This window comes from Sorangium sp. So ce128, assembly GCF_051525245.1.
Classification (GTDB): domain Bacteria; phylum Myxococcota_A; class Polyangia; order Polyangiales; family Polyangiaceae; genus Sorangium; species Sorangium cellulosum_B.
The window spans coordinates 3,316,335-3,342,348 of record NZ_CP150313.1 but is presented as its reverse complement, the minus strand read 5'-3'; the positions used below and the strand labels follow the sequence as shown (position 1 = coordinate 3,342,348).

Annotated in this window: 26 protein-coding genes; 7 read left to right on the top strand and 19 right to left on the bottom strand. The window is 71.8% G+C overall.

The window, feature by feature from the left end:
• Positions 1-11: 11 nt before the first annotated feature.
• Complete coding sequence (locus tag WME82_RS13070; protein ID WP_438043119.1) at positions 12-893, top strand: tRNA1(Val) (adenine(37)-N6)-methyltransferase; 882 nt, start codon at positions 12-14, stop codon at positions 891-893.
• A 118-nt stretch (positions 894-1,011) separates the two neighbouring features.
• On the opposite strand, the gene WME82_RS13065 is transcribed toward WME82_RS13070, so the two are convergent.
• Entirely contained in the window at positions 1,012-1,734 is a 723-nt protein-coding gene (locus WME82_RS13065) for a hypothetical protein (protein ID WP_438043118.1), read from the bottom strand.
• A gap of 178 nt (positions 1,735-1,912) precedes the next feature.
• Between WME82_RS13065 and WME82_RS13060 the strand changes: the two genes are divergently transcribed.
• The gene (locus tag WME82_RS13060) at positions 1,913-2,350 is read left to right on the top strand and encodes a nucleotide triphosphate diphosphatase NUDT15 (RefSeq protein WP_438043117.1); all 438 of its coding nucleotides are present in this window, start codon (positions 1,913-1,915) and stop codon (positions 2,348-2,350) included.
• 367 nt (positions 2,351-2,717) lie between these two features.
• Here the strand turns inward: WME82_RS13060 and WME82_RS13055 are convergent, their stop codons facing one another.
• The 15 genes from WME82_RS13055 to WME82_RS12985 form a co-directional block, all read right to left on the bottom strand.
• Positions 2,718-2,924 carry a hypothetical protein gene (locus WME82_RS13055; RefSeq protein ID WP_438043116.1) on the bottom strand — a complete coding sequence of 69 codons (207 nt, stop codon included), beginning with the start codon at positions 2,922-2,924 and terminating at the stop codon, positions 2,718-2,720.
• A 150-nt stretch (positions 2,925-3,074) separates the two neighbouring features.
• The gene (locus WME82_RS13050) at positions 3,075-3,851 is read right to left on the bottom strand and encodes a PP2C family protein-serine/threonine phosphatase (protein ID WP_438043115.1); all 777 of its coding nucleotides are present in this window, start codon (positions 3,849-3,851) and stop codon (positions 3,075-3,077) included.
• A 186-nt stretch (positions 3,852-4,037) separates the two neighbouring features.
• The gene (locus tag WME82_RS13045; protein ID WP_438043114.1) at positions 4,038-4,394 is read right to left on the bottom strand and encodes a hypothetical protein; all 357 of its coding nucleotides are present in this window, start codon (positions 4,392-4,394) and stop codon (positions 4,038-4,040) included.
• A gap of 324 nt (positions 4,395-4,718) precedes the next feature.
• Positions 4,719-5,546, bottom strand: coding sequence for a hypothetical protein (locus WME82_RS13040; protein WP_438043113.1), 828 nt, complete (start codon positions 5,544-5,546; stop codon positions 4,719-4,721).
• A gap of 43 nt (positions 5,547-5,589) precedes the next feature.
• Positions 5,590-5,946, bottom strand: coding sequence for a hypothetical protein (locus WME82_RS13035; RefSeq protein ID WP_438043112.1), 357 nt, complete (start codon positions 5,944-5,946; stop codon positions 5,590-5,592).
• A 383-nt stretch (positions 5,947-6,329) separates the two neighbouring features.
• Entirely contained in the window at positions 6,330-7,325 is a 996-nt protein-coding gene (locus WME82_RS13030; RefSeq protein ID WP_438043111.1) for a type VI immunity family protein, read from the bottom strand.
• Positions 7,322-10,003, bottom strand: a complete 2,682-nt coding sequence (tssI, locus tag WME82_RS13025) for a type VI secretion system tip protein TssI/VgrG (protein WP_438043110.1) — start codon at positions 10,001-10,003, stop codon at positions 7,322-7,324. Before tssI ends, WME82_RS13030 begins: the two co-directional genes overlap by 4 nt.
• A 1-nt stretch (position 10,004) precedes the next feature.
• Positions 10,005-10,781 carry a PP2C family protein-serine/threonine phosphatase gene (locus WME82_RS13020; protein WP_438043109.1) on the bottom strand — a complete coding sequence of 259 codons (777 nt, stop codon included), beginning with the start codon at positions 10,779-10,781 and terminating at the stop codon, positions 10,005-10,007.
• 227 nt (positions 10,782-11,008) lie between these two features.
• On the bottom strand, positions 11,009-11,203 hold the full coding sequence (locus WME82_RS13015) for a hypothetical protein (RefSeq protein WP_438043108.1): 195 nt from the start codon (positions 11,201-11,203) through the stop codon (positions 11,009-11,011).
• A 140-nt stretch (positions 11,204-11,343) separates the two neighbouring features.
• The gene (locus WME82_RS13010) at positions 11,344-12,936 is read right to left on the bottom strand and encodes a hypothetical protein (protein ID WP_438043107.1); all 1,593 of its coding nucleotides are present in this window, start codon (positions 12,934-12,936) and stop codon (positions 11,344-11,346) included.
• Positions 12,937-12,967: 31 nt separating this feature from the next.
• Positions 12,968-14,104: a PEGA domain-containing protein gene (locus tag WME82_RS13005; RefSeq protein ID WP_438043106.1), complete on the bottom strand. Its 1,137-nt coding sequence runs from the start codon at positions 14,102-14,104 to the stop codon at positions 12,968-12,970.
• Between the two features lies 1 nt (position 14,105).
• Positions 14,106-14,909 carry a hypothetical protein gene (locus WME82_RS13000; protein WP_438043105.1) on the bottom strand — a complete coding sequence of 268 codons (804 nt, stop codon included), beginning with the start codon at positions 14,907-14,909 and terminating at the stop codon, positions 14,106-14,108.
• Positions 14,910-14,934: 25 nt separating this feature from the next.
• The gene (locus tag WME82_RS12995) at positions 14,935-15,636 is read right to left on the bottom strand and encodes a sigma-70 family RNA polymerase sigma factor (protein WP_438043104.1); all 702 of its coding nucleotides are present in this window, start codon (positions 15,634-15,636) and stop codon (positions 14,935-14,937) included.
• On the bottom strand, positions 15,633-15,926 hold the full coding sequence (locus WME82_RS12990; RefSeq protein WP_437329046.1) for a hypothetical protein: 294 nt from the start codon (positions 15,924-15,926) through the stop codon (positions 15,633-15,635). The genes WME82_RS12995 and WME82_RS12990 overlap by 4 nt, the downstream gene beginning before the upstream one ends.
• Before the next feature lie 183 nt (positions 15,927-16,109).
• Positions 16,110-18,077, bottom strand: a complete 1,968-nt coding sequence (locus WME82_RS12985) for a serine/threonine-protein kinase (RefSeq protein ID WP_438043103.1) — start codon at positions 18,075-18,077, stop codon at positions 16,110-16,112.
• 509 nt (positions 18,078-18,586) lie between these two features.
• Between WME82_RS12985 and WME82_RS12980 the strand changes: the two genes are divergently transcribed.
• The 5 genes from WME82_RS12980 to WME82_RS12960 all read left to right on the top strand — a co-directional run bounded on the left by WME82_RS12980 (position 18,587) and on the right by WME82_RS12960 (position 21,904).
• Positions 18,587-18,919: a transcriptional regulator gene (locus WME82_RS12980; RefSeq protein ID WP_438043102.1), complete on the top strand. Its 333-nt coding sequence runs from the start codon at positions 18,587-18,589 to the stop codon at positions 18,917-18,919.
• Complete coding sequence (locus WME82_RS12975; RefSeq protein ID WP_438043101.1) at positions 18,916-19,476, top strand: RNA polymerase sigma factor; 561 nt, start codon at positions 18,916-18,918, stop codon at positions 19,474-19,476. Before WME82_RS12980 ends, WME82_RS12975 begins: the two co-directional genes overlap by 4 nt.
• Complete coding sequence (locus WME82_RS12970; protein ID WP_438043100.1) at positions 19,473-19,715, top strand: hypothetical protein; 243 nt, start codon at positions 19,473-19,475, stop codon at positions 19,713-19,715. Before WME82_RS12975 ends, WME82_RS12970 begins: the two co-directional genes overlap by 4 nt.
• A gap of 145 nt (positions 19,716-19,860) precedes the next feature.
• Entirely contained in the window at positions 19,861-20,394 is a 534-nt protein-coding gene (locus WME82_RS12965; RefSeq protein ID WP_438043099.1) for a hypothetical protein, read from the top strand.
• Positions 20,395-20,791: 397 nt separating this feature from the next.
• On the top strand, positions 20,792-21,904 hold the full coding sequence (locus WME82_RS12960; RefSeq protein WP_438043098.1) for an IS1 family transposase: 1,113 nt from the start codon (positions 20,792-20,794) through the stop codon (positions 21,902-21,904).
• Between the two features lie 978 nt (positions 21,905-22,882).
• On the opposite strand, the gene WME82_RS12955 is transcribed toward WME82_RS12960, so the two are convergent.
• From WME82_RS12955 to WME82_RS12945, 3 genes are all read right to left on the bottom strand, one after another.
• Complete coding sequence (locus WME82_RS12955; RefSeq protein WP_437740784.1) at positions 22,883-23,698, bottom strand: ExeA family protein; 816 nt, start codon at positions 23,696-23,698, stop codon at positions 22,883-22,885.
• Positions 23,695-25,050: a DDE-type integrase/transposase/recombinase gene (locus WME82_RS12950; protein WP_437740783.1), complete on the bottom strand. Its 1,356-nt coding sequence runs from the start codon at positions 25,048-25,050 to the stop codon at positions 23,695-23,697. The genes WME82_RS12955 and WME82_RS12950 overlap by 4 nt, the downstream gene beginning before the upstream one ends.
• Before the next feature lie 119 nt (positions 25,051-25,169).
• Positions 25,170-25,793 carry a hypothetical protein gene (locus WME82_RS12945; protein ID WP_437740782.1) on the bottom strand — a complete coding sequence of 208 codons (624 nt, stop codon included), beginning with the start codon at positions 25,791-25,793 and terminating at the stop codon, positions 25,170-25,172.
• Between the last annotated feature and the right edge of the window lie 221 nt (positions 25,794-26,014).

Genomic DNA, 26,014 nt, shown 5'->3' with positions numbered 1-26,014 from the left:
CATGGGGGTCGATGATCGCTCCCCCTGATGTCCAGCCCTCTCTCGCGCCGCGCGGCGGGATCGTGCGCCCTGCGCGCCGGCCGCCCGGGTGGATCGCCCCTGGGCCGCCGCCGGCGACGCCGGATCGCCCGGAGATCTGGCCCGGCCCCGGCGAGGACCTCTGCTATCTCTCGGGTGATTTCCGGATCCTGCAGCGGCTCGACGGGCACCGCTGGTCGGCCGACGACCTCGTGACCGCCTGGTTCGCGGCCGAGCGGGTCGCGAGCACGCCCCCGCGCCGCACGGTCGACCTCGGCTGCGGCATCGGCACGGTGCTCCTGTTCACCGCGTGGCGCTTCCCGGACGCGCGCTGCGCGGGCGTGGAGGCGCAGGAGGTGAGCGCCTCGATGGCGGGGCGCTCGGTCGCGTGGAACGGCGTCGACGCGCGCGGCGAGGTCCGGTGGGGGGACCTGCGCGATCCGGCGGTGCTCGACGGGCTCGCGCCTGCGGAGCTCGTGACGGGGACGCCGCCGTACCTGCCGGTCGGCACCGGCATCGAGTCCTATCGGGTCCAGTGCGGGCCGTGCCGCTTCGAGCACCGCGGCGGCGTGGAGGACTACTGCCTCGCGGCCGCGCGGCTGCTCGCTCCCGGCGCGCCGTTCGTGGCCTGCGCGGCGGCGTGGCAGCGGCCTCGCGTCGAGGCGGCGGCGGCGGCGGCCGGGCTCGCGCTCGAGGCGTGGCGCGACGTCATGCCCAAGGAGGGCAAGGCGGCCTTGTTCTCGGTCTATGCCCTGCGCCACGCCGAGGCCGTGGCGTCGTGCCATGACGAGCCGCCGCTCGTGTTGCGGGGCGGGAACGGGCGCTTCACCGAGGAGTTCGACGCGCTCCGCCGGACGATGGGAATGCCGGTATGACCCGGGCTCCTGCGCGGGTGTGTCGGCGGGGGCTCACCGCCTTGTCGCGGAGCGCACGAACCTGCACTCCGCGATAGGACAGCCTCCTTGCCGGCGGATCCGCCTCGTTCGCCGGCCGTCAGCTCGGCTGTGACACGAGCGGAAGGGTCATGGTCTGCGCGCGGAGCAGCGGCCGTCCGTCGCGTGACAGGAGCGCATCCTTCGCTTGCTGGCCCTGTGCCGTGCGCGGTCGCGCCGGGCGCGCCGGCTTGTCTCCGGGCTCGGGTACAGGCGCAGGCGCAGGCTCGGCGGACACCGTCTCGACCGGGGCCTCCCATGCGTGTCGGGTCCCGCCGGCCTCGTTGGCCTGGAAGAACACGGCACGGAGCGCCCTCCCCTCGACGTCCGTCTCCACGGCCATCATCCAGAACCACGGACCATCCGGCTCGGTTTCCTGCCCCATGAACGAGAAGGCCATCTGTCGCGACTCCGAGCGGCGACCGTGCTCGCTGCGCGCGGCCTCGAGGTGCCGCTGCGAGGGTTTGTCGGCCGGACCGCGGTACACGCGCACGGCGACGCCCTCGATGTGCGGCATGAAGTACAGCCCGTCTCGATGGACGGACAGCCAGGGGTGTTTTCCGCTCTCTGCCAGCTTGCAGAGGGAATGACCGAACCGCTCGTGCGCCTTGCAGCCGATGCCCCAGCTGGTGTCGCCCTCGTCGCGGTTCGCCTCGCTGAACGCCTTGTTGCGGACATCGACGGCCGTCTGCGCCAGGAGGACGAGCCGGCTCTGCTGGAGGACGGGGTTCAGCTCCCAGGGCAAGGACGCATCCATCGCGCCTGGCACGGTACGCGTGTTCACTGAAAAGTCAATCGGTACCGGCGCTTGCACGTGCGCGAGGTGGCTCCGTGCGCCGCGCGGGCGGCGCGGCTGGCGCAGCGGGCGCGGCGGGTCGACCCGACGCCTCCCGAGCGGCGCCGCTGCGCGCCGTGCTAGAGGGCGCTCCACGCACGACGGCGTCGCGTGCGGGGAGGTGTCCTTGGGAGAGGCGATCGTCGGAGGGAACGCCGCGGAGCGACCGCTGGTGGGTGTGGGCGTGATGCTGGTGCGCGACGGGCGCGTGCTGCTCGCGCGGCGCCGCGGGAGCCACGGCGACGGCAGCTACTCGTGGTGCGGCGGCCACCTCGAGCTCGGCGAGTCGTTCGAGGACTGCGCCGTCCGCGAGGTGCGCGAGGAGAGCGGCCTTGTCGTCAGGAAGCTCTCCTTCCTGTGCCTCAGCAACATCCTCGCCTACGGCAAGCACTATGTGGACATCCAGCTCCTCGCGGAGGAGTTCGACGGCGAGCCCGAGGAGCGCGAGCCCCACAAGATCGCCGGCTGGGGCTGGTACCCGCTCGACGCGCTGCCCACCCCGCTGTTCCGCCCGGTGGAGCTGGCCATCGCGAGCTACCGCAGCGGCCGCCGCTACAATCCCTGATCCCGGCCTCATGCGCGCGCAGGACGGCGCCGCCCCGCGACGGTGCGTGGCCTCGTCCTGGAGAGGCGCGACGACGGCTTGGCCGTGGGACTCATCACGATCTCGCCTCCGTGTGTTGTCAGCGCGCTCGTCCACCTGTGGTCGGCGGTCGTCGAAGCGGCGGAGCCATGCTTCACTCCGCTCCAGATCGAAGCGAAGACCGGGGCCGCCATCATGGAACGGCCGGTGCTCTGTGATTGGCGTAGAAGGCGCTCGCGCCTCGGTCGTACTCCGCTCCGTGGTAGATGAGCGAAAAACTCTCATCTTCACCGAATCCCAAGAGCCATGCGCGAGGATTCGACCCCTTTTCCCTTGCCCCGCGGCTCCATCAGCCGCTTCTCTGGGTGAAGGGCCCAGCGGAGACGATGACCACAACGCCGGAGTATGTCTTCCGTTGCTCTCGTTCGAGCTCATCCGGAGGGAGCTTGATCTCGATTACCTCCTTGATGTTGTCGCGCGTGGGCGGCTTCGTACCGTCCTTGACCACCACCACGTCGCCCTCGGCTGCCCCGCGATCGCTTCCAGGTCGACGCACGGCTCCGGCGACACCGCCTCCACCTCCACCGTGAAGAGCGATGAGACCGCCTCGCGGATCACCACCCGCTCGACGCGCAGCCGCTCGCCGCACGCGAGCGACAGATCGATCTGCAGCGCATCACCGCCATGCACACCATCGCCGCGCACGTCACCCGCCTCCGAGCCGCGCCAGCACACACGTCACGTTGTCCGGTCCGCCATGCTCGTTGGCGATGTCGACAAGCAGCCTCGCCGCAAGGCTCAGGTCCCGGTGCCTCCCCAGCACCCCCTCGATCCGCGCCTCCGGCACAGGGCCCCACAGCCCGTCCGAGCACACGAGGAACACGTCGCCCGGCTTCGTCGCCTCCACCCGCGACTCGATCTCCACGCTCTTGTCGCACCCCAGCGCCCGCGTCACCGCGTCCGCTCGACCGCTCAGCGCCTCCAGCGCCGCGAGCGCGCCTTCGCCCTCGCTCAGCAGCTCCTCCAGCAGCGTGTGATCCCGCGTCAGCCGCTCCAGCTTCCCCTCGCGCATCCGGTACACGCGCGAGTCGCCCACGTGCGCGATGTACGCCATCCCCGCCCCGAGCAGCACCCCCGCGAAGGTCGTCGCCATCCCGCGCGTCTCCTCCTTCCTCCGGCTCGCCTCGTAGATCGCCCGGTTCGCGCGTCGGATGCTGAGGATCAGCCGCACCTCGTCCCGGTCGTGCGCGCTCCCCGTGCCGTACGGCCACGTCTCCTCGAGATCCTCGGCCACGTCGAAGCAGCTCTTGACCACCTCGATGGCCATCCGCGACGCCACCTCGCCGCCCGCGTTGCCGCCCAGGCCGTCGGCCACCATGAACAGCCCCACGCACGGCAGCGCCGCGAAGCTGTCCTCGTTGTGGCTCCGCCGCCGCCCCACGTCCGATTGCGCCGCCGCCTCGATGGCGAGCTGTGGATACACGATCGTCCTCCTCGCACGCTCGTCGACAAGACGAGCCGAGCCATGGCGCGCCGCACACGGCGGCGCGCATTTCCCTGGGTGTGATCAGGCCGCGTTATGCGGCCTGTTCGCTACATTGCTACTTCGTCACGGCGCGGCGCCACGAAGCAGCGCACCGCTGCGTCGCGGCGCCGCTGCTTCGCTGCGTCAGCACAGCCACGCGAGCGCGATCACCGCGCCGCACAGGACCGCCAGCGCCAAGACCACCGCGCCGATCCGCGCGCCCGACCAGCGCTTCTCGGCTCCGCCCTCCACCATCGCCGCGCTCATCCATACCCCGGCAACCTCTTGCTCAAGGGCCTCCATCGCCCCCACCTGGGCCTCGATCTGAGCGAGCTCCTTCCGCACGTCCTCGCCCCGCGCTATCCGAAACAGCAGCGAGCCTCGCGCCCGTGCGCTCTTCAGGATCCGGAGCTGCTCCTCTCTCGCCTCCGGCGTGTCCGAGTACCAAACCGGATCGAGCCCCGGGGGCGGCCCCTCCGGCGGCTTCTTCGGCGATGCCATCGCGTCATCCTCCGCACGACGACTGACCTGCGAAGTCCCAGCAGCTCCCTTCGCTCCCTGGCGCGCCGGCGTTTTCCGGGGCGCCTCCGGGTCCGGCCTTGCCGCCGGCGCCGGGTGTGCCGGCCGTGAAGTCCACCGCCGGCGCTTCGCTTGGCGTCACCGCATACGCAACGCCTACGGCATAGCCGCCCCGGCCGCCACCGCCAGCACCACCTGGACCGCCTGCACCACCCTTTCCGCCGTCGCAGCCGGCTTTGCTGGGCGGCGTCGTCGATGCCGTCCCGCCAGCGGCGCCATTGCCTCCAGCGGCTCCATTTTGCCCCGCTACCCCGGCGCCTCCGTTGCCGGCCTTCCCACCGCGATCGTCACCCCGGTCAGCTTCAGGCGGTTGCCCAGGCTCACGATCCCCACGCTCGATCCGCCCGCCTGCCCGCCTCCGCCTCCCTTGCCTCCACAGCCCCCGGCCCCGCCGCCTCCGCCGCTGGCCCCGACGCCGTCGACGGTGTCTGGTCCGACCTGGCAGAACAGCCCCGCCTTCGCTCCGCCGCCTCCACCTCCGCCTTGACCACGGCCGCCGGTTGAACCGGGAGCGCCGTCGCCGCCGCTCAGGCCCTTCAGCGCAAGCGTCGCGCCAGTCCCTCCGGCGCCGGCAGGACCGCCGGTGCCGTCCCGTCCATCATTTCCTGGTCTGCATCGCCCGTTGGGATCCGACAGGTCGGTCTGTCCTACGCCGCCCAGGCCATCGCCGAATGGATTCTCCTCCGGCACCGGCCCGCCATCCGTCCCAACCTGCCCGTTGCCCTCGTCCGTCGCCGTGATGCCTCCCGGCCCGCCGCTCCCCCCGGCCGTCTCGCCGTCCTCGCAGCTCGTCACCGCTCCGGCACCGCCCAGCACCGCGTTGTCCGCAACGCACGCGTCCGACGCGCTCCCCGCCTCCGCGCTCGCCCCGGCCACCGGCGCCTCGCTCGGCGTCGTCCCTCGGGCCCCGTCCTTCCCGTCGCCCGCGGTCACCTCCACCTGCGCGAGCGCCGCCTCGACGTCCGCCACCACCACCCCGATCGACGACCCGCCCGCCTGCGTCGCGTTCGCCGCACGGATCGCGAACCCTTCCACCAGCGCCCCGTCCGCGCCCTCGCCGATCGTCAGCGCCACCGCGTCCGCCGGCCCCGCGATCCCGCTCTTCCTCCCCCGTCCTTCACCACGCCCCCCGGATCACGAGCGCGCCGCCGCCGGCCGTCACGACGGGCGCCGCCATGACCGCCGGGCGCGGCGCCCTGGGAGCCCAGAGCGCGTACGCCCCGGTCGCGAGCCCCACGGCCCCCGCGCCCACGAAGGTCCACAGCGCGGCGTTCTTCAGATCCGCCGCGCCCTCCAGCTCGTCGCGCAGCGCCGCGCACCTCGGCGAATCCGACGCGCACGCCGCCGGTCCGTCGTCGCGTACGAGCGCCTCGCGCTGCGTGTCCGCGTCGCCGTCCCGTCCGATCGCGAGCACCGTCAGGACCACCCCCGCGACCAGGCCTGCGCCCGCGACCGCCCCGCCCGCGATCAGCACCTCCGGGCGCGGCCCGCCATCGTCCGCCCCCCCCCCCGCGCAGCGCTGGCGCCGGGGCCTCGGCGCGCGGCGTCAGCGGCGCCGGCGGCGCGGGCTGCTCCCGCGGCGGCAGCAACACGAGGTTCGCGGTGTTCGTCTCCCCCGCGGGGACGTCCAGCGTGACGCGCGACGGCTCGTGCCCCGCGGAGAGAATGCAGCAGAAAAGACCGATGCCCACCCCCCGTCGGTGCTCGGCGCTTCGCGCCTGCGCGCCGCCGGCCCCTCCCAAGTCCGGCGCGCCGCGCCGGACGGGAGGGGTTCGCACGTCGCCGGCACCTCGCGTTGTGCCCGAGAGAATCAAACGTTGCTTGCCCGTGCTCCTCATCTCGTTCTCTCCTTCGCGCTCAGCGGTCGTCGAATCGGCGGAGCCATGCTTCACTCCGCTCCAGATCGAAGCGAAGGCCCGGACCTCCATACTGGAAGGGCCGGTGCTCCGTGATGCGGATCGGCTTCAGGTACTTCGACAGCTTGACGTACAGCTCCGGCCAGACATTGCGCTCCGCGTTACCTAGCTGCGGGCGGGCTCCTGCTTGAATCATCACCCCTCCGTCGAACCGGCGGGCAATAAACCTCTCATCCAACGCGTGCAAGTCAGCCTCGATCTTGTCTGCCCCTCCCATCTCTTCGACCCACCGCTCCCCCAGCACCGTGAGCCAGTTGACCCCCTTGATGCCACCATTACCGCCTCTACCTTTACGCAGCCAGATGGAATGCGATATCGGATAATCCGCCTCCAGCCCGGGAAACTTCTGGGCCCAATCGTAAACAACGGGCTCACACAGGCTACTAATCGAGCTATCAGGGGACTCGACCACACCGATGCCTCCATAACCGCTCGACGGCTTCAGTTTCCGGCACATCTCGAGCATCACCTCCGGAAACGACTCCGCCGAATCCGCAAACCAGAGCAGCGGGAATGCAGCCCGAAAGAATCCCAAATCGACAAAGGGCCGCTTCTCGCCGCCCAGCGCGTGCACGAGGAAGGAGCTCGCGCCGCGCTCGTACTCCGCGCCGTGATAGATGAGCGAAAAGCTCTCGTCTTCCCCGAATCCCAAGAGCCACGCGCGAGGGTTCGACGCCTTTCCCTTGCCGTACGGCTCCATCAGCCGCTTTTCTGGGTGCCGCGCCCAGCGAAGCCGGTGGCCGCACCGCCGGAAGTAGTCCTCGCAGCACGAGACCACCGCCTCGCGCACCTCCGTCTTGTACGCATCCTCGAAATACACGGTCGCCAGGAGCGCGACCTGGAGGACTGTGCGCCCCTCGTCGTCCTTGACCCTTAGATGCTCATCGAGCACCGCCATCATCTCGTTCGTTTCGTCCGACATCATCTCCTCCATCATGGAACAACCACAGGGCCGCCGAGGAGCGGCGCGAGCTTGCTGAGGATCCGGGCAACCGCGGGCGGAATCGCCACATCATCGGCCTGCGCCCCTGGCACGGCGTCATCCAGCACCAGTGCGATCACGAGCAACGTCAGCGCTGCCACTTCCGCCACGTCACCGGCCGTCATCTCCTGCGGCTGCGGTTGCGGCTGCGGCTTCTGGCGCGGACAGCCACACCGATCGGGTCCAAGCTCTTTGAACGTCGCCTTGCCGGCGATTTCGGAATATTCCCTTCGGTGATCGTCGTCGAGCTCGTCTGGAGGAAACTTGATCTCGATCACCTCCTTGATGTTGTCCTGAGTCGGCGGCTTCGTGCCGTCCTTGACCACCACCACGTCCGGTATCCTGCTCCCCGCCGGGCTGCTCCGCGTCGCTCGCCGCGGGTCGTTCTTGCTCATGATGGGTTCAGGTGGATCCTTGCTCATGTCGTAAGGCACCTCGGCCTTGAACGGGCTCGTGTGCGCAGATGCGTCCTCGAGCGCCCGGATGTGCTGGGTCACGCACCGCTGCCGCAGCTTCTCCTCCTTGCACCGGCAGATGAAGCCGCACACCGCCCCCTCCTCCGGCGTGAGCGGCCCGCCCCCACCGCCGAGACCCCCGGCTTGCATCGGCGGCAACCCGCCCGCAAAGCCCAGCAGCGGCAGCCTCACAGGATCCGCCCTCACTGGATCACCCGCAGGCAAGAGCGGCAGCGCCGGCCGCGCCGCCGGCGCCCCGCCGGGCGCGCCGCCCTGCTGGATCTTCACAGCGCCGCCGTCGATCGACACCCCGCTCGCGTCGATCCGGACGAATCCCCCGGGGCCGCGTAACGTCACGTCGCTCGCCTCGATCACGATCGCCCCGCCGGCCTTCAGGTGGATCGCGCCGCCCGCCTCCAGCACCGCCATCCCGCCGACCCGCTCGTGCCGATCGCCTCCCACCGTCAGCGACTTTGCGCCACCTACCCGCTCCCGCAGCTCCCCCTCGACCGTAACGTGTGCGTCTTTGCCCACATACGCCACCGCGCGCCCCTCGGTCCGCGCGCTCTCGTTCCCGCCGACGTTCTTCGCGCGGCTCCCCCCGACCACCAGCGCCTCATCGCGCCCCACCTCCGTGCGCAACTGCCGCTCGGCCCGCAGCAACACCAGCTCTGCTCCTTTGCGGTCCTCGAAGCGCAGCTCATTGAAGCCTCCGCCGCCGGGCGACGACGCACTGCGCCACAGGCTTTGCGTCCGCTCCTCTGGGAGCTTCAGCGGCACCGGGTTGAGGGCGTTGGAGAGTCGCCCCACGACCACCGGCTGGTCGGGGTCGCCCGCCAAGAAGGCGACCAGCACCTCCTGCCCCACGCGCGGCAGCGCGAAGAGCCCGTAGCCCGCGCCCGCCCAGCCCTGGCCCACGCGCAGCCAGCACGAGCTGTGCTCGTCGTGCCCGCCGAGCCGGTCCCACGGAAATTGCACCCGCACCCGGCCGTGGGCGTCGGTGTGGATCTCCTCGCCGGGAGGACCGACCACTACCCCGCTCTGCATCCCGTGCACGACCGGCTTCGGCGTGCGCCGCGCCGGCCGGTACGGCGCCGACGCCGGCACCGCCGTCCCGCTCACCGACCAGCCGCCGCGCACACGGCCCTCGATCCACAGCGACGTCGCCAGCAGCCCCACCCGCGGGTCGAGCTCCGCCCGCGGGTGCCCCTCCACGAAAAAAATCGTGCCGGGTCGCACGTCGAGCGCGTTGGTACGAAACGAAATCGAGCACGCCCCTGTATGCTCGGCTTCCAAGGCATGCGCCGCGAGCCTCGCCGCGTGCCGGTCGTCGTGCGACGCCGCGCCGTCGCGCTCGATGACGCAGGCGCCCGGCTGGTACCGATACCGCTCGGTCCGCGCGTCGCCGCAGGCGGCGCTCCGCGCCTGCCCGATCAGCGCCCAGGTCGGGCGTACGAAATCGTGATCGCGCATCACGATCGCGCCCGTGCGCGCGTGCCGCTCCATCGCGACCTGCGTCACCCAGGCGTGCGCGCGCACGTCGAGCGGCTGGTCGACGTATGGGAGCGACGCTTCCCGCCGCGGCGCGCTCTGGCGCGGCGCGTCGGACAGCACAAGCCGCGAGCGCTCCCCATCGTCGAGCAGCGCGTACGCGATCCCCGCCTCCTCCAGCAGGCGCTGGAAGAAATCGAGATCGGTCTCCCCGTACTGCACCTTGTACGGAAGCCGCGGGTGCTCGGCCGCGTCGATCCGCCACGCCGCCTCCAGCCCCCACATTTCGAGCATCGCGCTCCCGATCTCGGGCACCGACAGGTGCTGGTAGATCCGGTGGTCGGTGCGCAGGCCCATCCGCCACAGCGCCGGCACCATCGTCAGCGCATACGTCGAAACGCCGAGTTCGCCCCCGCGCAGGTCGAGCGCGTGTACCTGGCGGATCTGGCTGCACACCCCGGACCACACCCGCTCGCCGAAGAGCCCGCTCCCCTCGCCGGCCTCGATCCGCAGTGCCGCCGGCTGGCCGACGATCCCCTCGAGATCGACGCACGGCTCCGGCGATACCGCCTCCACCTCCACCGCGAAGAGCGACGACACGCCCTCGCGGATCGCCACCCGCTCGACGCGCAACACCTCACCGCACGCGAGCGACAGCTCCAGCCGAAACGCCTCGTCGCCGCGCACGTCACCCGCCTCCGAGCCGCGCCAGCACACACGTCACGTTGTCCGGCCCCCCGTGCTCGTTCGCGATGTCGACAAGCAGGCTCGCCGCAAGGCTCAGGTCCCTGTGCCTCCCCAGCACCCCCTCGATCCGCGCCTCCGGCACAGGACCCCACAGCCCGTCCGAGCACACGAGGAACACGTCGCCCGGCTTCGTCGCCTCCACCCGCGACTCGATCTCCACGCTCTTGTCGCACCCCAGCGCCCGCGTCACCGCGTCCGCTCGGCCGCTCAGCGCCTCCAGCGCCGCGAGCGCGCCTTCGCCCTCGCTCAGCAGCTCCTCCAGCAGCGTGTGATCCCGAGTCAGCCGCTCCAGCTTCCCCTCGCGCATCCGGTAGACCCGCGAGTCGCCCACGTGCGCGATGTATGCCATCCCCGCCCCGAGCAGCACCCCCGCGAAGGTCGTCGCCATCCCGCGCGTCTCCTCCTTCCGCCGGCTCGCCTCGTAGATCGCCCGGTTCGCGCGCCGGACGCTGAGGATCAGCCGCACCTCGTCCCGGTCGTGCGCGCTCCCCGTGCCGTACGGCCACGTCTCCTCCAGATCCTCGGCCACGTCGAAGCAGCTCTTGACCACCTCGATGGCCATCCGCGACGCCACCTCGCCGCCCGCGTTGCCCCCCAGGCCGTCGGCCACCATGAAAAGCCCCAGGCATGGCAGCGCCGCGAAGCTGTCCTCGTTGTGACTACGCCGCCGGCCCACGTCCGAATGCGCCGCCGCCTCGATGGCGAGCTGTGGATACACGATCGTCCTCCTCGCACGCTCGTCGACAAGACGAGCCGAGCCAAAGGCGCGCCGCGCTCCACGGCGCGCGTTTCCCTGGTTGGTGAGGCCGCGCCGCGCGCGGCCTGCTCGCTACGTTGCTACTTCGTCAACCGCGCGGCGCCGCGAAGCAGCGGCTCCGCCGCGTTGTGGCGCCGCTGCTTCGCTGCAGCGGCACCGCTGCGTCACGGCGCCGCTGCTTCGCTGCGTCAGCGCAGCCACACGAGCGCGATCACCGCGCCGCACAGGACCGCCAGCGCCAAGACCGCCGCGCCGATCCGCGACCAGCGCTTCTCGGCTCCGCGCTCCACCATCGCCGCGCTCATCCATACCCCGGCGACCTCTTGCTCCATGGCCTCCATCGCTTCCGCTTCCGCCTCGATCTGCGCGAGCTCCTTCCGCACGTCCTCGCCTCGCACTATCCGAAACAGCAGCGAGCCGCGCGCCTGCCAGCATCCGCATCTGCTCCTCTCTCGCCTCCGGCGTGTCCGAGCACCAGACCGGATCGAGCCCCGGGGACAGCTCCTTCGGCGATGCCATCGCGTCATCCTCCGCACGACGCCTGACCTGCGAAGTCCCAGCAGCTCCCTTCGCTCCCTGGCACGCCGGCGTTTTCCGGGGCTCCGCCAGGACCGGCGTTGCCGCCGGCGCCAGATGTGCCGGCGGTGAAGTCCACCGCCGGCGCTTCGCTTGGCGTCACCGCATACGCAACGCCTACGGCATAGCCGCCCCGGCCGCCACCTCCGGCGCCACCTGGACCGCCTGCACCACCCTTTCCGCCGTCGCAGCCGGCTTTGCTGGGCGCCGTCCCCGAAGCCGTCCCGCCGACGGCACCATTGCCTCCAGCCGCTCCACTTTGCCCCGCTACTCCGGCGCCGCCGTTACCGGCCTTACCCACCGCGACCGTCACCCCGGTCAGCTTCAGGCGGTTGCCCAGGCTCACGATCCCGATGCTCGATCCGCCCGCCTGCCCGCCCCCGCCTCCCTTGCCTCCGCAGCCCCCGGCTCCGCCGCCTCCGCCGCTGGCCCCGACGCCGTCAACGGTGTCCGGTCCGACCTGGCAGAACAGCCCCGCCTTTGCTCCCCCGCCTCCACCGCCGCCTTGACCACGGCCGCCCGTTGAACCGGGAGCGCCGTCGCCGCCGCTCAGGCCCTTCAGCGCAAGCGTCGCTCCCGTCCCTCCGACGCCGGCAGGACCGGCGGTGCCGCTCTTGCCATCGTTCCCTCGCTCGCAATCCTGGCTCGCCGTTTCCCCCACGCCGCCGAGGCCTTTGCCTGTCGGATTCTCCTCCGGCACCGGCCCGCCATCCCCGCCCGCCTGCCCGTTGCCCTCGTTCGCTCCGATGATCCCGCCCGGCCCGCCGCTCCCGCCGACCGTCTCGCCGTCCTCGCAGCTCGTCACCGCTCCGGCCCCGCCCAGCACCGCGTTGTCCGCAACGCACGCGTTCGACGCGCTCCCGGCCTCCGCGCTCGCCCCCGCCACCGGCGCCTCGCTCGGCGTCGCCCCCTTGGCCCCGTCCATCCCATCGCCGGCGGTCACCTCCACCTCCGCGAGCTCCGCTTCCACGTCCGCCACCACGACGCCGATCGACGACCCGCCCACCTGCGTCGCGTTCGCCGCACGGATCGCGAAGCTCCGCACCTTCGCCCCGCTCGCACCCTCCGACAGCACCAGCGCGATCTCGTCCGCGGGCGCCTCGATCGCGCTGCGTGCCTCGGCACTCCACGTCCAATCCGCCGCACAGTCGAAGCCGCCGATCACGTCGACCTCGGCGCCGATGGTCACGCTCTCCGCGAACGCTCCGCTCGCGCACGCAAGCACCCGCTTGCCGTTCGCGTTAGCGACCGCTTCCGTCAGCGACGCGTACGGCCTCGCCTTCGTTCCATCCCCACCAGGCTCAGCGCCTGCGCTCGCGAACACCGCACACTCCTCTGTCACGGTGCTCGCGTGCTCGGTCGGATCCGCCTCGCACGCGGCGTCGCTGCCATCGCCGCCGCCCTCACCGCTGCTTACGTCGCACACGAGCGTGAGCGTGCAGTCGTCCGGCATCGCATACGGGAAGCATCCCAGCGGCTGGCTACCCACGATCATCACCCCGAGAATGAGCGCCAAGACATAGCGAGCAGTCCGACGCATGCTTCTCTCTCCCCGATCCCCTACGCCCTGCTCAGAAGCCACCGCGTACTCCAATCCCGAGGCCGTTCGACCCGACGAGAGGCGTTACATGAACGCGCCGCTCGTTCACCGGGGAGCGCGAGATGAGGCCATAGACGAGTGTTCCGATCCCGACCGTCCCCGCACCGACGAAGCTCCAGAACGCCGCATTGCTGAAGTCGTAGCGAGCCCCAACGGCGTCCTTCAGCTCCGTGCATCGCGCAGGTGCCCCGCGAGCCTTACACGCATCCAAGCCGCCCTCTTGGCGCAGCAGGCTTCGCTGCTCTTCCGCGTCGCTGGCGTTCGCGTTCGCCAGCACGGTGAACACCACCCCCGCGATCACGCCCGCGCCCGCGACCGCCCCGCCCGCGATCAGCACCTCCGGGCGCGGCGCGCCCGTGTCGCCCCCGGCCGGCGCTGGGATCGGTGCCGGGGCCTCGGCGCGCGGCACCAGCGGCGCCGGCGGCGCGGGCGGCTCCCGCGGCGGCAGCAAGACGAGGTTCGCGGTGTTCGTCTCCCCCGCGGGGACGTCCAGCGTCACCCGCGACGGCTCGTGCCCAGCAAGCCGCGCCTCCACGACGATCGACCCCGGCTTCACGAACACCTCGTGCCGGAACGGCGTACGCCCCACCGCGGCCCCGTCGAAGGAGACCGCTGCCCCTTCCACGTTCGCCTGGACGACGATCGACCCCACCTCCTTGCGCACGGCACGGAATTGCGCCCGGATCTGCTCGTGCTGCGCCGAGTTGCCGGTGGCCGGGAAGCTCCGCAGACAGAACGCGAGGTGCTCCGCCGCCTCCACCTTCATCCCGCGCTGGAGCTCCGTGTTCGCGAGGTTCGCCGCGATGTCGTAGCTCTGCTTCAGCGACCACGCCGTCCGGTACGCCTCGTACGCGGCGTCGAGCTTCCCGTGCCGGTACAGCTCCTTGCCCCGCGCGAACGCCGCGTCCGCGTCGCGGGAGGCCTGCGCCGCGTCCGCGCTCGCCATCGCTGGCTGCGCCCCCGCCGGCGCTCCCTGCGCGCTCGCCGTCGCCGGCTGCGCCCCCGCCGGCGCTCCCTGCGCGCGCGCTGCCGGCGGTGCCGCGACCACAGCGCCCGCGACCAGCACCAGCCAGCCCGCCGCGCGGGCTCTCCTCGCTCTCGCCTTCATCTCAGAACACCTCCGGTGGCAAGGAACCCGCGCCCGCGCTGCTGTCCTGCGGCGCCCCTGCGGGCGCGGAGCTTACTCCGGCGGGCGCGGCCTGGGGCACGGCGACATGGCCCGGCGGCCGAGGCGCGGCGGCGTCCGCCGTTCGCTTCGGGGGCGCCGGAGCCGCGGGCGCAGGCGCGCTCGACGGCGCAGGCGCGCTGCCGCTCGCGCCGCGCCCTCTGCCCTCGCTGCCAACCGCGGGCGCGCTCGACGGGCCAGGCGCCTCGCCGCTCGCGCGCCGCTCGGTCCCCTCGCTCCCCGCCGCCCTCGGCGCGGACCCCGACCCCGCGGCCATCGGCTCGATCGCAGCGGCGGCGGCGCTCGGCGCGCTGCTCGCCGCAGTCTGCCGCGGCGCCGGCTGCGCGCCGGCCGCCGCGCCCGCGGACGGCTCTCGGTCCGGCGCCGGCCCCGACGCAGGCGCACCGCCGCGCGGCCCGCGCGCCGCCGACCACAGCGCGATCGCGCCGCCGACGGCCACGATGGCCGCGAGCAGAAGCGCCGCGCCCCGCAGCCGCCCGCGCGGCGGGCCCGCGGCCGCGCGCGATGGCGCCAGCGCCGCCGCGCCACCGCCGCTCCCCTCCCCGCTCGCCGCGATCGCCGCGGCCGCCGCGGGCCGGGCCGCCTTGCGCGGCGCCCTGCCGAACCACCGCCGCGCGACCGGATAGAACGGATCGCCGCCCTGCCCGTCGTGCCGGAGGTCCTCGATCATCCTGTCGAGCCTGGGGTCGTCGCCGGGCTTCACCACCGGCCGCTTCGGGTCGTCCATACGCATCGCTTCCCTCGCCCTGCGCTCATTCGCGCGGCGGCATCTCCGTCACGCCGCCCTCGAGGAGCGCCGCCGCCATGCGGTCGAGCAGCGCGTCGTGGCGGCGCCTCGCCGTGGACAGCGACACGCCGAGCCCCGACGCCACGGCGTGCATCGGCAGCCCCTCCACGTAGCGCAGCGCGTACAGCCGGCGATCCTCCTCGCCCAGGGTGTCGTAAGCGCCGCGGACGATCTCGATCGCCCGGCGCCGATCCTCGGTGTCCACCGCCGTGTCGTCGAGGGTGTCCCCCGCCTCGACCACGCCGAGGACCATCGCCTTGACGAGGTGCCTCGCGTACCTCGCGAGCCGGCCGCCGTTCGTCGCCTCGTCGTCCCAGGCCACGTCGAACCGATCGGAGGTCTCCGCGACGAACGAGCGCGCCGCCCAGCTCGCCGCGCGGTGCAGCCGGCGGTGCTGCCGCTCCCGGTGGAGACCGTCGCGGATCTCGCCGTCGATGAATGCATACGCATAGGTGGTGAAGCGGACCCCGTGCGCCGGGTCGAATCGAGACGCCGCCATCACCGCCCCGGTGTACGCGTACGCGAGGAGCTCCTCCTGCTGCTCGGGCCGCACGTGCGGCGCATACACCGCCACCCTGGCTCGGACCAGGCCGATCGCCTCCGCCACCAGCGCCTGCTGCTCCGGGGTCAGCGGTCCCCCAGGAGGCGCCGTGCCGCTCCGGCTCATCGCTTGCTCGCGGCGCGGCGCCGCCCCTTGCCCCGAGGATCGCCGCGCTCCGCGCCATCCGCCGCGGCAGGCGCGCCGTCCCGCGCGAGCTCGTGGCTCTCGTCGGGCGGGGGCCGCTGCTGCAGGGCCCGGAGCAGCGCGACCGGATAGGGGTGCGCCGACATGAGCGCCAGCGCCTCCTCGCGCATGTGCTCGATCAGCTCCGGGGACAGCTTGCCCCGGTACGGCGCGAGCGCGCGCTCCACCGCCTCCACCAGCACGGGATCGAATTCGCGCGACGTCGTCTTCATCGTGAGCCTCTCTCGAGACCGCCCCGCGGGCCGCCTCCCCGCCGGGACGCGCCGTCCCGGCCTCTCTTCCAGTTATCCGCCGAGCCTCTCGGGATCGCTCATGAACGCCCGGCCGGGGGGCCTCGCTCGCGGCGTTCCCCGGCCGGCGTCGGCGCTCGGCCAGGCCGCTACTCCAGGAACTCGTCATAGAAATGGGGGTCTCGAACGACGCGCCGCCGCCTCGGCTTGGCGGCAGGCGGCGCCGCGGCCGGCGCGACGGCCGGACCGATCGTCGAGGTGGCTGGCGCTGGCATTGCGGCGGCGGAACCCGGCATCGCGGCGACGGGCGCCGGCGCCGTGGCCATCCCTCGTTCGCTCCCCTGAGCTCCGGCGGCGCCTGCCACCGGGGGCTCCTCGGCGCTCGCGCTCGCGCTCGCGGAGGAGGCCCCGGCGGGGACGGCCGGCGCTCGCTGCCTCCGCGGCGCTCGTGGCCGCGGGCGGCTCGGATCCCGCGGCCACCGCGGCGCTCGCGGGCGGCGGCGCCGGCGCCGGCGCCGAGGCCACCTGCGCCGGCACCGCCGGCGGGGCGCCCTGGAGCCGGAGGATGACGTCGAGGAGGAGCAGGCTCACCAGCGCCCCCAGAGAGAGCCCGATCGCCGCCGTGCGCAGGGTGACCCACGCCCGCGGCCGCGCTCCGGCCGCGCCGCGCGCGCTCGGCGCCTCCGGGCGCGCTACCACCGGCCCCGCCGCGGCGGCGGCCCGCCCCGCTCCGGCGCGAGAGCTCCCGGCAGGCAGCGCCGCGCCCGCGCGGGAGCCCTCGGCCGCCGGCCCCGCGCCGGCGCGAAGCGTCCCGGCGCCCGTCGCCGCGCGCGCGAGCGGCACGGTGTTCTCCACCGGGACCCACGCCGCCGCGGCCTGCTCCGGCGGCGGGTCCGGCGCTCGCTGCGCGAGCGCGGCCACGCAGCTGGGGTCGCGCAAGCGCTCCGGCAGGCGCTCGGTCATGGCCCACCCGACGCCCGCCTGGCCCGGGTCGGCATCGCCGCCCGCTGGATGGCCTCCGTCCAGCGGGTCGCGCGGCCCCGCTCCGCCCGGCGGTCCCGACGGAGCGGCCGCCGCCACGGCGGCCCCCTCGACGCGCCCCCGAGGTCGCTCCGCCGCCGAGGGCCCCGTGGTCGCGGCGACCTTCTCGTTGCCCCACCGCAGGACCTCGGACATCTCGGGCTCGCCCGGGTGGGTGTCGCGCGCGCTCGGCGCGCCGCGGGTGGCGAGGAACGCGCCCCACAGCGTCTCGGCGAACGCCACCCCGTCCCGGTGCCGCTCGCGCGGGACCTTGGCGATCGCCCGCGCGATCACCTCCGAGATCGGCTCCGGCACGCCTATCCGCGACAGCGGCGGCGGGACGTCGTTGAGATGCCTGGCGAACAGGGCGTCGATCCGGCCGGCGGCGCGGGCATCGCCGAACGGGTGGAACCCGGCGATGGCCTCGTAGGCGATGAGGCCGAGCGCGTACACGTCGGTCGCCGGCGTCGGCACCTCGTCCCGGATCTGCTCGGGCGCCATGAAGAGCGGCGAGCCGTGGGTCTGCGCGTCGAGCGTGTCCGGGGTGCCGCTGAGCCGCGCGAGCCCGAAGTCGAGGAGCTTCACGTCGCGCGGCTCGCGCAGGATGAAGAGGTTCTCCGGCTTGATGTCGCGGTGGACGCCGCCGAACGCGTGCAGGTGGCCGGCGCCGAGCGCCGCGGCGCGCACGGTGGCGCACGCGAGCGGAAGAGAGAGCGCCCCTCGCCGGCGGAGCTCCTCGCGGAGCGTCACGCCGTCGAGCAGCTCCATCCGGTACCAGGCGGTGAGATCGTCGGCGAGGCCGACCTCGTGGACCTGGACCACGTTCGGGTGCCGCATCCGCGCGAGCACCTCTCCTTCCCGTAGCAGCCTGCGGCGCTGGCCCGGGTCGTCGAGGAACTCGGATCGCACGATCTTGAGCGCCCACGTCTGCCCCTTGTCCTTGACGGCATACACCGCCCCCATGCCGCCCTGGCCGAGGAGCCGGTCGACGCGGAAGCGCCGCTGGAACCAGGTGCCCGGCGCGAGGAGCGGGGGACGGCTCCGGCCGGCCACGCCCGGGGGCGCCTCACCCCCGCGCGCCTCGTCGTCCTTGTCCCGTGACCTCCGCTTCACCGTCTCCCTCCGCGCCCCGCGCCGGACGCCGCCAGGACCGCCCGGCGCCGCGAGCCGTGCCCTCCCACGGTCCCGCGTCGCTTTCATGCCTGGTTATCCGGAAACGGTTCGCGAGGTGCTCACGCCGCGGAGAGCCCGCGCGAGGCTCCGAGGCAGCGCTCCAGGGCGTTCGGGCATCGGGCACAGGCGTGGCGTGGGCGGCCATGGGCCTCGGGGTGCCTCCGGCGCACCGATCCCGAACCCGGGGAGGCAGCTGGGTGCCTCCGGCGCATCGATCCCGGCCCCGGGGAGGCAGCTGGCTGCCTCCGGGACATCGATCCCGAGCCCGGGGAGGCAGCTGGCTGCCTCCGGGACATCGATACCCGGTGGTGGCCTTCTTTGAAGAAGACTGGCCCTGTTTGACTCCGACCGTCGCGTGAGCGGCTAAGTTCGGCCGGAAGAAGTGCAGCCCGCGTCGGCGCCAACCGACCGGGCTGCGTGGCCGAACCCCGCTTCCACGGAGTCCGACAGTGCAGCTATACCTGATCCCGCCAGAGTGCGGGCAAGGCGGACGTGTACCCACACGGCGCCGCCCATTCGTCACCCGTTCCCTCACCGAACCCGAGCGCAAGCGCCTCCGGGCGGCGCTGAAGAACCTGCGCGCCGCGTACGGCACATGGGCATGCCTTGCCGAGGTGATGGGCATGCCGACCCGTTCGATCCGCGCGATCGCCTCGGGCCAGTTCGCCGGGTCGCCCGGCACCGCCATGCGCGCCGCGCGTGCCGCTGGAACCACCATCGAGCGCCTGCTCGGTCGGCCCGTCGCCGCTGACCGTTGCCCAACCTGCGGGAGGTCCGGGTGAAGCACCCGCGGAAGGGGGCCGGACGCCCGCCTGCCGCACGACATCCCAGGAAGAAGCCGACGATGGAGGCGATCCTCGCGGAGCGCGGCATCGTCCTGGCGACGCTCGCCGGCATCCCGCGACGCGACCGCCGCGACGTGGAGGCCGAGGTGTTGCTCAACGCCTGGAACGCCGTCCGCCGTGGGATGTACCGGCCCGATCCGAAGGACAAGCCCAGGGACGCGCTCCGGAAGTGGCTCCACGGCATCGCCTGGCGCCTCGCCTCGCACTACATCCACAGCGCGTACGTGCGTCATGCCGTGATCCATCCGAGCCCCCTCGGGTTGCTGCGTGAACCCGTCGGCATCGACATGCACGCCCAGATCGAGGCGCGTGAGGTGCTCGACGCCATGGCCAGCCTGCCGCCCTGGCAGCGGGACGCGCTGCTCTCCGTGGACGACCCGGAGAGCCTCGCCGCATACGCCCGACGGCGCCGCATGAACCCGCACACGGCGGCGTCCAGGCTCCGCATCGCTCGTGAGGCGCTGGCCCTGCGGCTCAAGAGGTGGCGGCGATGAGCGACCGAGCCGAGAAGCGCCGCGTCCTCACCGAGGAGGACCTCACCTTCATCGTGGAGCAGCTGAGCATCTTCGACGCCTACCCCGGCGTGGTGCCCTGGAACCGCGCCGAGCTCTGGGCCGCCGTCATGGACCTCCACATGACCGCCAAGACCCGCGCCGACCGCGAAGCCTTCGCGGAACTCGTCGGCGCCCTGCGCGTGCTCGACGTGCTGGAGCGGCACTTCCTCCGCAAGTAGCCCCGCATCTTCCCGCCGCCGTCTCGCCCGACTCTCCCTCATCCCACCACAGCCGCGTCCTGAACATGTGCAACTGGGCGTATGGCAGGTTACGCCGCATGGCGCTTTTGCTGTAGTCCATCCCGCTCCGAAGGAAGGAGCAGACATGGACGACGACAAAAGCGCGGCTGCACAGATCATAGAGAAGGCCATGCAGGCGCCGACGATCGATGGCCTAGCGATGAGCAATGCTAGGATACTCACACCAGAACGAGTGCTGGCCGTAGAATTGAGCCCAGCCCTCAAGTCTGCTCGCGACCATATCACCGATGTGCTCAAGGGACACGAGCGCATGTTCAAGAGCGCGTCTCTGGAGGCATCTGCGACAAGTGTCGCGAATGAGGTCAACCTGGGGCAGCAGAAGCTCATTAGTCTTGGCACCATTTCCTTTACGCCGCGCAGACACGATGGCGTCCCTCGTGGTGATGCTCAGTGGATGGCCGTTCGGTTCCTGGTCGCAGATGAGTCTGCGACCAGTATCGGCGTATACGTGGCCACCGACGCGCGTCTTGGGATCGTTGGATCCGTTGAACTCGTGTGCTCGATTGATGCAAATTCCGCATCTGCTGCGGATGACATCGCGCGAGCCACGGAAGAAGCCTTTCTCCGTCTTCTGAACTCGTTGCCAACCCGCGCTTAGTCGCCAGCGCTTCTATCGGGCGAGTCGTCGCGACGCTTGCCGAGAAGTGCATCAATAAGGAGATTGGCCGCGTCCACTGAAGTTGTCTCTCTTCTCACCATACGAAGAGACGGAGACGCTGCTATTACATCAAGAGCGGCCTTGTACGCCTCGATCACGTAGGGATCGCTCATCGCGCCACCTCGGCTATGACAGCCGCTGTCCTAGCGCCCCCTCTTCTGCGTCCTTGCCAGCGGTTTCCCGCGGCAAAAGCGCTATAATCAGAGGACCTTAGACGAAAACGCCCCGCTCCCAGGTGCGAACTGGAAGCGAGGCGGCAGAAGCCGAGCGGTGCGACCCGTCCGACGTCCTGGCAGACCGGATCGTGGGCCCTCCGCCGGGGAAAGGCAAGGGTCCCGTGGCGAACGTGCTCCCGGCGGAGAAACGCCTGCGTGTGCTCGCGGCCTTGGTGGACGGCAACAGCGAGCGCGCGGTGAACCGGATGACCGACGTCAGCCGAGGGGCGATCGGCCGCTTCGGCCTTGCACTCGGCGCAGGAGCGCAGCGGCTCCACGACCGGCTTGTGCGTGGGCTCCGATGCGAACTGGTCCAGGCCGACGAGGTGTTCTCCTACGTCGGAAAGAAGCAGGCCCGGGTGACGGGCGCCGATGCGCCCGGCATCGGCGAGACGTACTCCTTCACGGCCTTGGACACCGCCTCGCGCCTCGTCATCGCCTGGCGCGTAGGCAAGCGCGACATGGACACGTGCAGCGCCTTCATCGCCGACCTTCGGGCTCGACTCCTGGTGATGCCGCAGATCACCACGGACGGCTTTGCGCCGTACATCGCCGCTGTAGCGGCGCACTTCGGGCTCAGCGTCGACTACATGCAGACTGTCAAAAACTACCGCACGGGCTCCTACCGCGGACCGGACCACCGCTACGAGCCACCGCGCGACCCGTTCATCACGAAGCACACCGTGTTCGGCACGCCGGACCCCAAGAAGGCTTCGACGGCGTACGTGGAGCGACTGAACGGCACCACGCGCCATCTGCTCGGCCGCATGCGTCGGCTCTCGTACGCCTTCAGCAAGAGCCCCGAGCACCACCGTGCCGCCGTGGCCCTGCACTACACCTACTTCAACCTGTGCTGGACGGTGCGCACGCTCCGCGTGACCCCAGCCATGGAGGCGGGTCTCACCGGGCACGTGTGGAGCCTGGAGGAACTCCTCGACGCCATCCTGACCGAGCCGCCCGGGGAGAAGCCCCAGCGGCAGCCCTTGGAGCACCGGCAGCCTGATGCGCCTGCCAGGGCGTTGCCAGGCGGCCGTGGCTTCCTGCGGCTCGTCACCGCACCTACGCCCGCACTCCGCCGTCCGACCGTCCAGCCGGACCCGCCACCCTCCGCACCGGTTACGCCCGCTCAAGACGCACCTCCGGCCGGCTCGCCGCAGTTGGATCTCCTGTCCTGGCGACCGAAGTCGAGGGACCCGGTGCAGCTCTCCCTCTTCCCCGAGCCTCCGCCCGAATGAAGGCCAGTTTTGTGGAGACCCCAAAGAGGGCCACCACCCGATACCCGCCTCGGGGAGGCAGCTGGCTGCCTCCGGCGCATCGATCCCGGCCCCGGGGAGGCAGCTGGGTGCCTCCGGCGCATCGATCCCGGCCCCGGGAAGGCAGCTGGCTGCCTCCGGGACATCGATACCCGAGCTGGGTGGGAGGGAAGGCTGCTCAGGAGAGCAAGCCAGCGACGTTGACGGCCTGACCAGGATGATTATCCCAGGCTGAACGCCCGGCGCGCGCCGGGCGTTCTTATCGAATCCAGTGCGGGGAACCAAGAGCACAACGGGGTGCTCTCCGCCTCTCCGCGTCGGACATCAACGAGAGGTGTTCCCCTCATGGCCAAGCCTTCTGCTCCGCTCAAGAAAAAGCCAGCTCCCAAGAGACCCGCGACACCTCCCCAGGCGGCGGCGGCGTTCGACAAGGTCGCTCCCGAGATGGATGCGCTGGAGCGTGACGCGCTCCTCCCGATCAACATCGATATCCCACGCGCGGTCTCCCAGGTGCTCGGGGTGTTGCCCGGCCTGCTCGCGCTGCGTCCCCTCATCGCCGAGCGGCTGCCGACACACGATGTCGGGCTGGTCGATCGGCTGGAGACCTACGCGCTCGCCGCCTGGTATGCGCACCTGGCGTGGCTATCCAGCGGAGGAGCTCAGAACGGGCTGAAGCAGCTCCTCGAGGAGGCGGTGCCGCTGCGCGCGAACCTCCTCGGCGACGCGGAGGCCCTGGCCCGCCGCGGCCTGGTGTTGACGCTCAGGCTGGCTGATGGTCCGCCGAGCAAGCTGCTTGATGGCCATCGCGGGCGTGCACGGTTGCGGTCAAGGAGAGCGATGGCCATCGCTCGGACGCGCGCCGCAGGGCAGCTCGCAATGGCCATCATGGTTGGTGGCCGTCGGCGCCGGCGAGGTGTCCCTTTACCAGCGCCGAGGTGGCGCCCGTCGTGTGGGTCAGCGTCAGCTGCCGTCCGTCCCCAGGTCGCCGACGATGCGCGCCATCACGTCACGCTCGACGAGTTTCTTCTTCCGTCGCGCCGCCTCGCGCAGCGCGGCGGTGGCCATGCGGTCGATCTCGCGCAGGCTCGAGCCAGCCGCCTCGTGGAGCAGCGTCAGAGCGTCCGCGGTGAAGACGTCGCGATCGGCGCCGGCACGGCTCATCCGGAGCCGCACGTACTCTCCGGTATCGTCGGGGACCATCGCACCAATGGACAGACGCCGCTCGATGCGGGAATATAGCGAGCGGTTTTTGCGCAGCTCAAGCCGGTCTTGGAGGTCAGAGAGCCCTACCAGGATCAGCGACAACAGGGCGCGGCTGTCCCATTCGTAGTTGAGCAAGATGTGGAGATGATCGAGCGTGTCTTGGTGGAGCAGGTGCGCTTCGTCCAGCAGGAAAACCGGGTGGATGCGCTCGCGGCCGAGGGTCTCGATATGCGCGCTGACAGCGTAGAATACGGCCGCCGCGGTCGCAGCGGGGTTGAGGCCGAGGGCATGGCAGAGCTGGCGATAGAAGTCGCGGCGGCCCAGCGTGGCGTTGTGGCAGTAGGTCAGCCGGAAGCCGGCCTGCGGCAATCGATGACGCACGGCCCGTAGCACACACGTCTTGCCGGCACCGGGCTCGCCGACCAGCAGCACTTGGGCGTGCTCGTGCACGGCCTCGCACACCTCCTCGACGAGCTGCTCCTTCGAGGGCGGCAGCCACAGCTCGCCGTCCTGGATCTCCTTGGAGAAGGGTGCGGCGGAGAGGGTGAAGAAGCGGACGTAGGACTCGCTCACGTCTCTCCTCCGCGCTCGCTCGTGTCAGCGCCAGTGCCTATCGAGCGGCCGAGCGTCCGCGCGGGGTTGAAGTCCACGGGGCGAGTCGGCTTGTTCACCGCAGGCCCGCCGCACGGCAGCCGCTTTCGGCGCGCGTTGCGCTGCGGGTCGACCGGATGCAGCACCAAGCGCTTGCCCTCGTGCTCGACCCACGGCGGCTCGTCGGGCGCGACGAAGCATCGGGCGACGGAGACGATCTGGCCGGCGAGGTAGCCTTGATCGAGCTGCCAGGCGACGCCGTCGACAGAGACGATGTTGTCGCCCGAGACGCGGCGCCGGGTGCGCTCGGTGAGCGCGACGCGCAGCGCCCTTTCGTCGACGCCGCCCTCGGCGGCGGGGCGGGCCGCGTAGACCTTCGCCGGGGTCTGGCCGAGCAGGCCCCCGTGCGGCGCCGGGTGGTAACGCCTGTCGAGGAAGGCGCGGAGCGTCGTGTTGATGTCCACGAGCGACGCCAAGGCGCCGAGATAGGTAAGGCACCCTTCGCGCAGCGTGCGCCAGAAACGCTCCATCTTGCCACGCGCCTCTGGGTCGTACGGCTTTGCGTGCAGGAGCGTGATGCCGAGCCGCGCGCACGCGGTTTTGAGGATGTCGCCGCGGTAGGTGGAGCCGTTGTCGAGATAGAGCGCGTCGGGCTTGCCGTGGCGGCGCAGGGCGTCGACGGTCATGGCGAGCATGTCGACCTCCTTCTCGGTCGTGTGCGCCTCGAGGGCCACGACGTAACGAGAGGCGTCGTCGAGCAGCCCGTGGATGCGGAGCGGCATGGCTTTGCCGCCGACGGTGCAGCCGGTCACGTGGCAGACATCGCCGTGCCAGAGCGCGCCGGGGCGCTCGGCTTGCCAGCGCAGCCGCGTCTTCGGCTCTCCCTCGGCGCGCGCGGCGCGGCGGCGAAGGCCGTGCGCCGCGTACAGTCGCCGTACGGTGGGCTCGGAGATCTGGGTGGCTTCGAGTCGCCCCTCGTCCACAAGCGTCTTGAGGATGAGCGGCACCGAGGCGTCGGGATGCTCGCGCCGAATGTCGAGCAGCAGCGTACGCAGCTCCTCCGACAGGTCCTGCGCGAAGCCGCGATCGCTGCGTGGCTGTGGGCGCAGGCCGTCGAGGCCAGCGGAGCGATACGCGTACAGCCAGCGCTCGAGCGTGGGCACCGAGTAGGTGCGGGTGCTGTGCGCGCCCGGCGGTCGAAACCGCTGCTCGCTCAGCGCACGCAGCGCTGCGGCGAGCTGGCCGTGAGTGAGTACGCGGTGCATGAGAGGGCCGATGACCGTGGCGCGATAGATCGCGACGGTCTCGGCGTGGTCGGCGGGGCCGAGGGCCATTCGGACAGGTCCTTTCTGCGCCTTGCTGGCGCGCGGTCCTTGTCCGGGATCGGCGGCGTTTTTGGCAGGGATCCTCTCAGGTGGGCTGTACGATCGGGGCTCCTCGGGGGCAAAGGCCCTCACGCCGCATGCGCGGCGCCGAAGAAGGCGCGCTGCTCGATCGGCAGCGCCCGGGTCGTCGGGTCCGCGGTTGCCGCGAGCGATGTCGCGACGGCGGCTGCCCTCTTTCGGAGCGAGGCGGACGGGCCTGGGTCGGGGGCGTCCGAAAACAGACGTCGCTGCGCGACGTCGCGCGCCCACCGACGCAGCGTGGCCCAGCCGGCGACGGCGCTGTCGCCGAGGATCTTCGCTGGGCCCACGCGCCGACGGACCTCGGCCGCCGTCGCGAGCGCCAGGCCCCAGAGCGCGAGGGCGAAGCCGATCGCGGCGGCGCTGTATACGCGAAGGCCGAGCACTCCGCGAGGAACGACGAGCAGCACAGCGCGGCAACTGAGGCAGCGGTAGCGGCGAGCTGTCACCGAGAGCACCTCGGGGCGTTGGTCCGGGCTGGTGGGGCCCCAGACCTGCCGCTCGCGCCTGCCGTGGCCTTGGAGCCGGATGGCGCCGCCCAGCGGACAGCTCGCAGCGCCGCAGACGGGGCAACGCGCAGGCCGCGCTTCGACGACCGTGGGCGGCTGCTGCTGCCAGCGCTTGATGTCGATGGCGCTCTGGATAACACTGCGACCGCTTCGATTCCTGGGCACAAGAACCGGAGCACGACGAGGAGGCTGTCCGCCAAGATCAGGTCTCCTCGTCGCCTATTTTGTGGCCGGCACCGCGCCGCTGCTCCGCTCCTGCGGTCGGCCTAACCCGTCGTGAGGCGGGCGTGGGAGCGACGAGGGGTGGTAATTTTTGACCGATGGACGGAAGTCGGGCGCCCGCGAGGGAAGGGCTTGTTTGAACCGACGCAACCGTGCTCAGAGGG

Excerpts from the sequence above, each read along its gene's own strand:
- WME82_RS12970 (WP_438043100.1), top strand. The coding sequence starts at position 19,473 with ATGAGCGACCGAGCCGAGAAGCGCCGCGTCCTCACCGAGGAGGACCTC.
- WME82_RS12950 (WP_437740783.1), bottom strand. The coding sequence starts at position 25,050 with ATGGCCCTCGGCCCCGCCGACCACGCCGAGACCGTCGCGATCTATCGC.
- WME82_RS13010 (WP_438043107.1), bottom strand. The coding sequence starts at position 12,936 with ATGCGTCGGACTGCTCGCTATGTCTTGGCGCTCATTCTCGGGGTGATG.
- WME82_RS13045 (WP_438043114.1), bottom strand. The coding sequence starts at position 4,394 with ATGGCATCGCCGAAGAAGCCGCCGGAGGGGCCGCCCCCGGGGCTCGAT.
- WME82_RS12965 (WP_438043099.1), top strand. The coding sequence starts at position 19,861 with ATGGACGACGACAAAAGCGCGGCTGCACAGATCATAGAGAAGGCCATG.
- WME82_RS12990 (WP_437329046.1), bottom strand. The coding sequence starts at position 15,926 with ATGAAGACGACGTCGCGCGAATTCGATCCCGTGCTGGTGGAGGCGGTG.
- WME82_RS13000 (WP_438043105.1), bottom strand. The coding sequence starts at position 14,909 with ATGGACGACCCGAAGCGGCCGGTGGTGAAGCCCGGCGACGACCCCAGG.
- WME82_RS13030 (WP_438043111.1), bottom strand. The coding sequence starts at position 7,325 with ATGATGGAGGAGATGATGTCGGACGAAACGAACGAGATGATGGCGGTG.
- WME82_RS13070 (WP_438043119.1), top strand. The coding sequence starts at position 12 with ATGATCGCTCCCCCTGATGTCCAGCCCTCTCTCGCGCCGCGCGGCGGG.
- WME82_RS12995 (WP_438043104.1), bottom strand. The coding sequence starts at position 15,636 with ATGAGCCGGAGCGGCACGGCGCCTCCTGGGGGACCGCTGACCCCGGAG.
- WME82_RS13005 (WP_438043106.1), bottom strand. The coding sequence starts at position 14,104 with ATGAAGGCGAGAGCGAGGAGAGCCCGCGCGGCGGGCTGGCTGGTGCTG.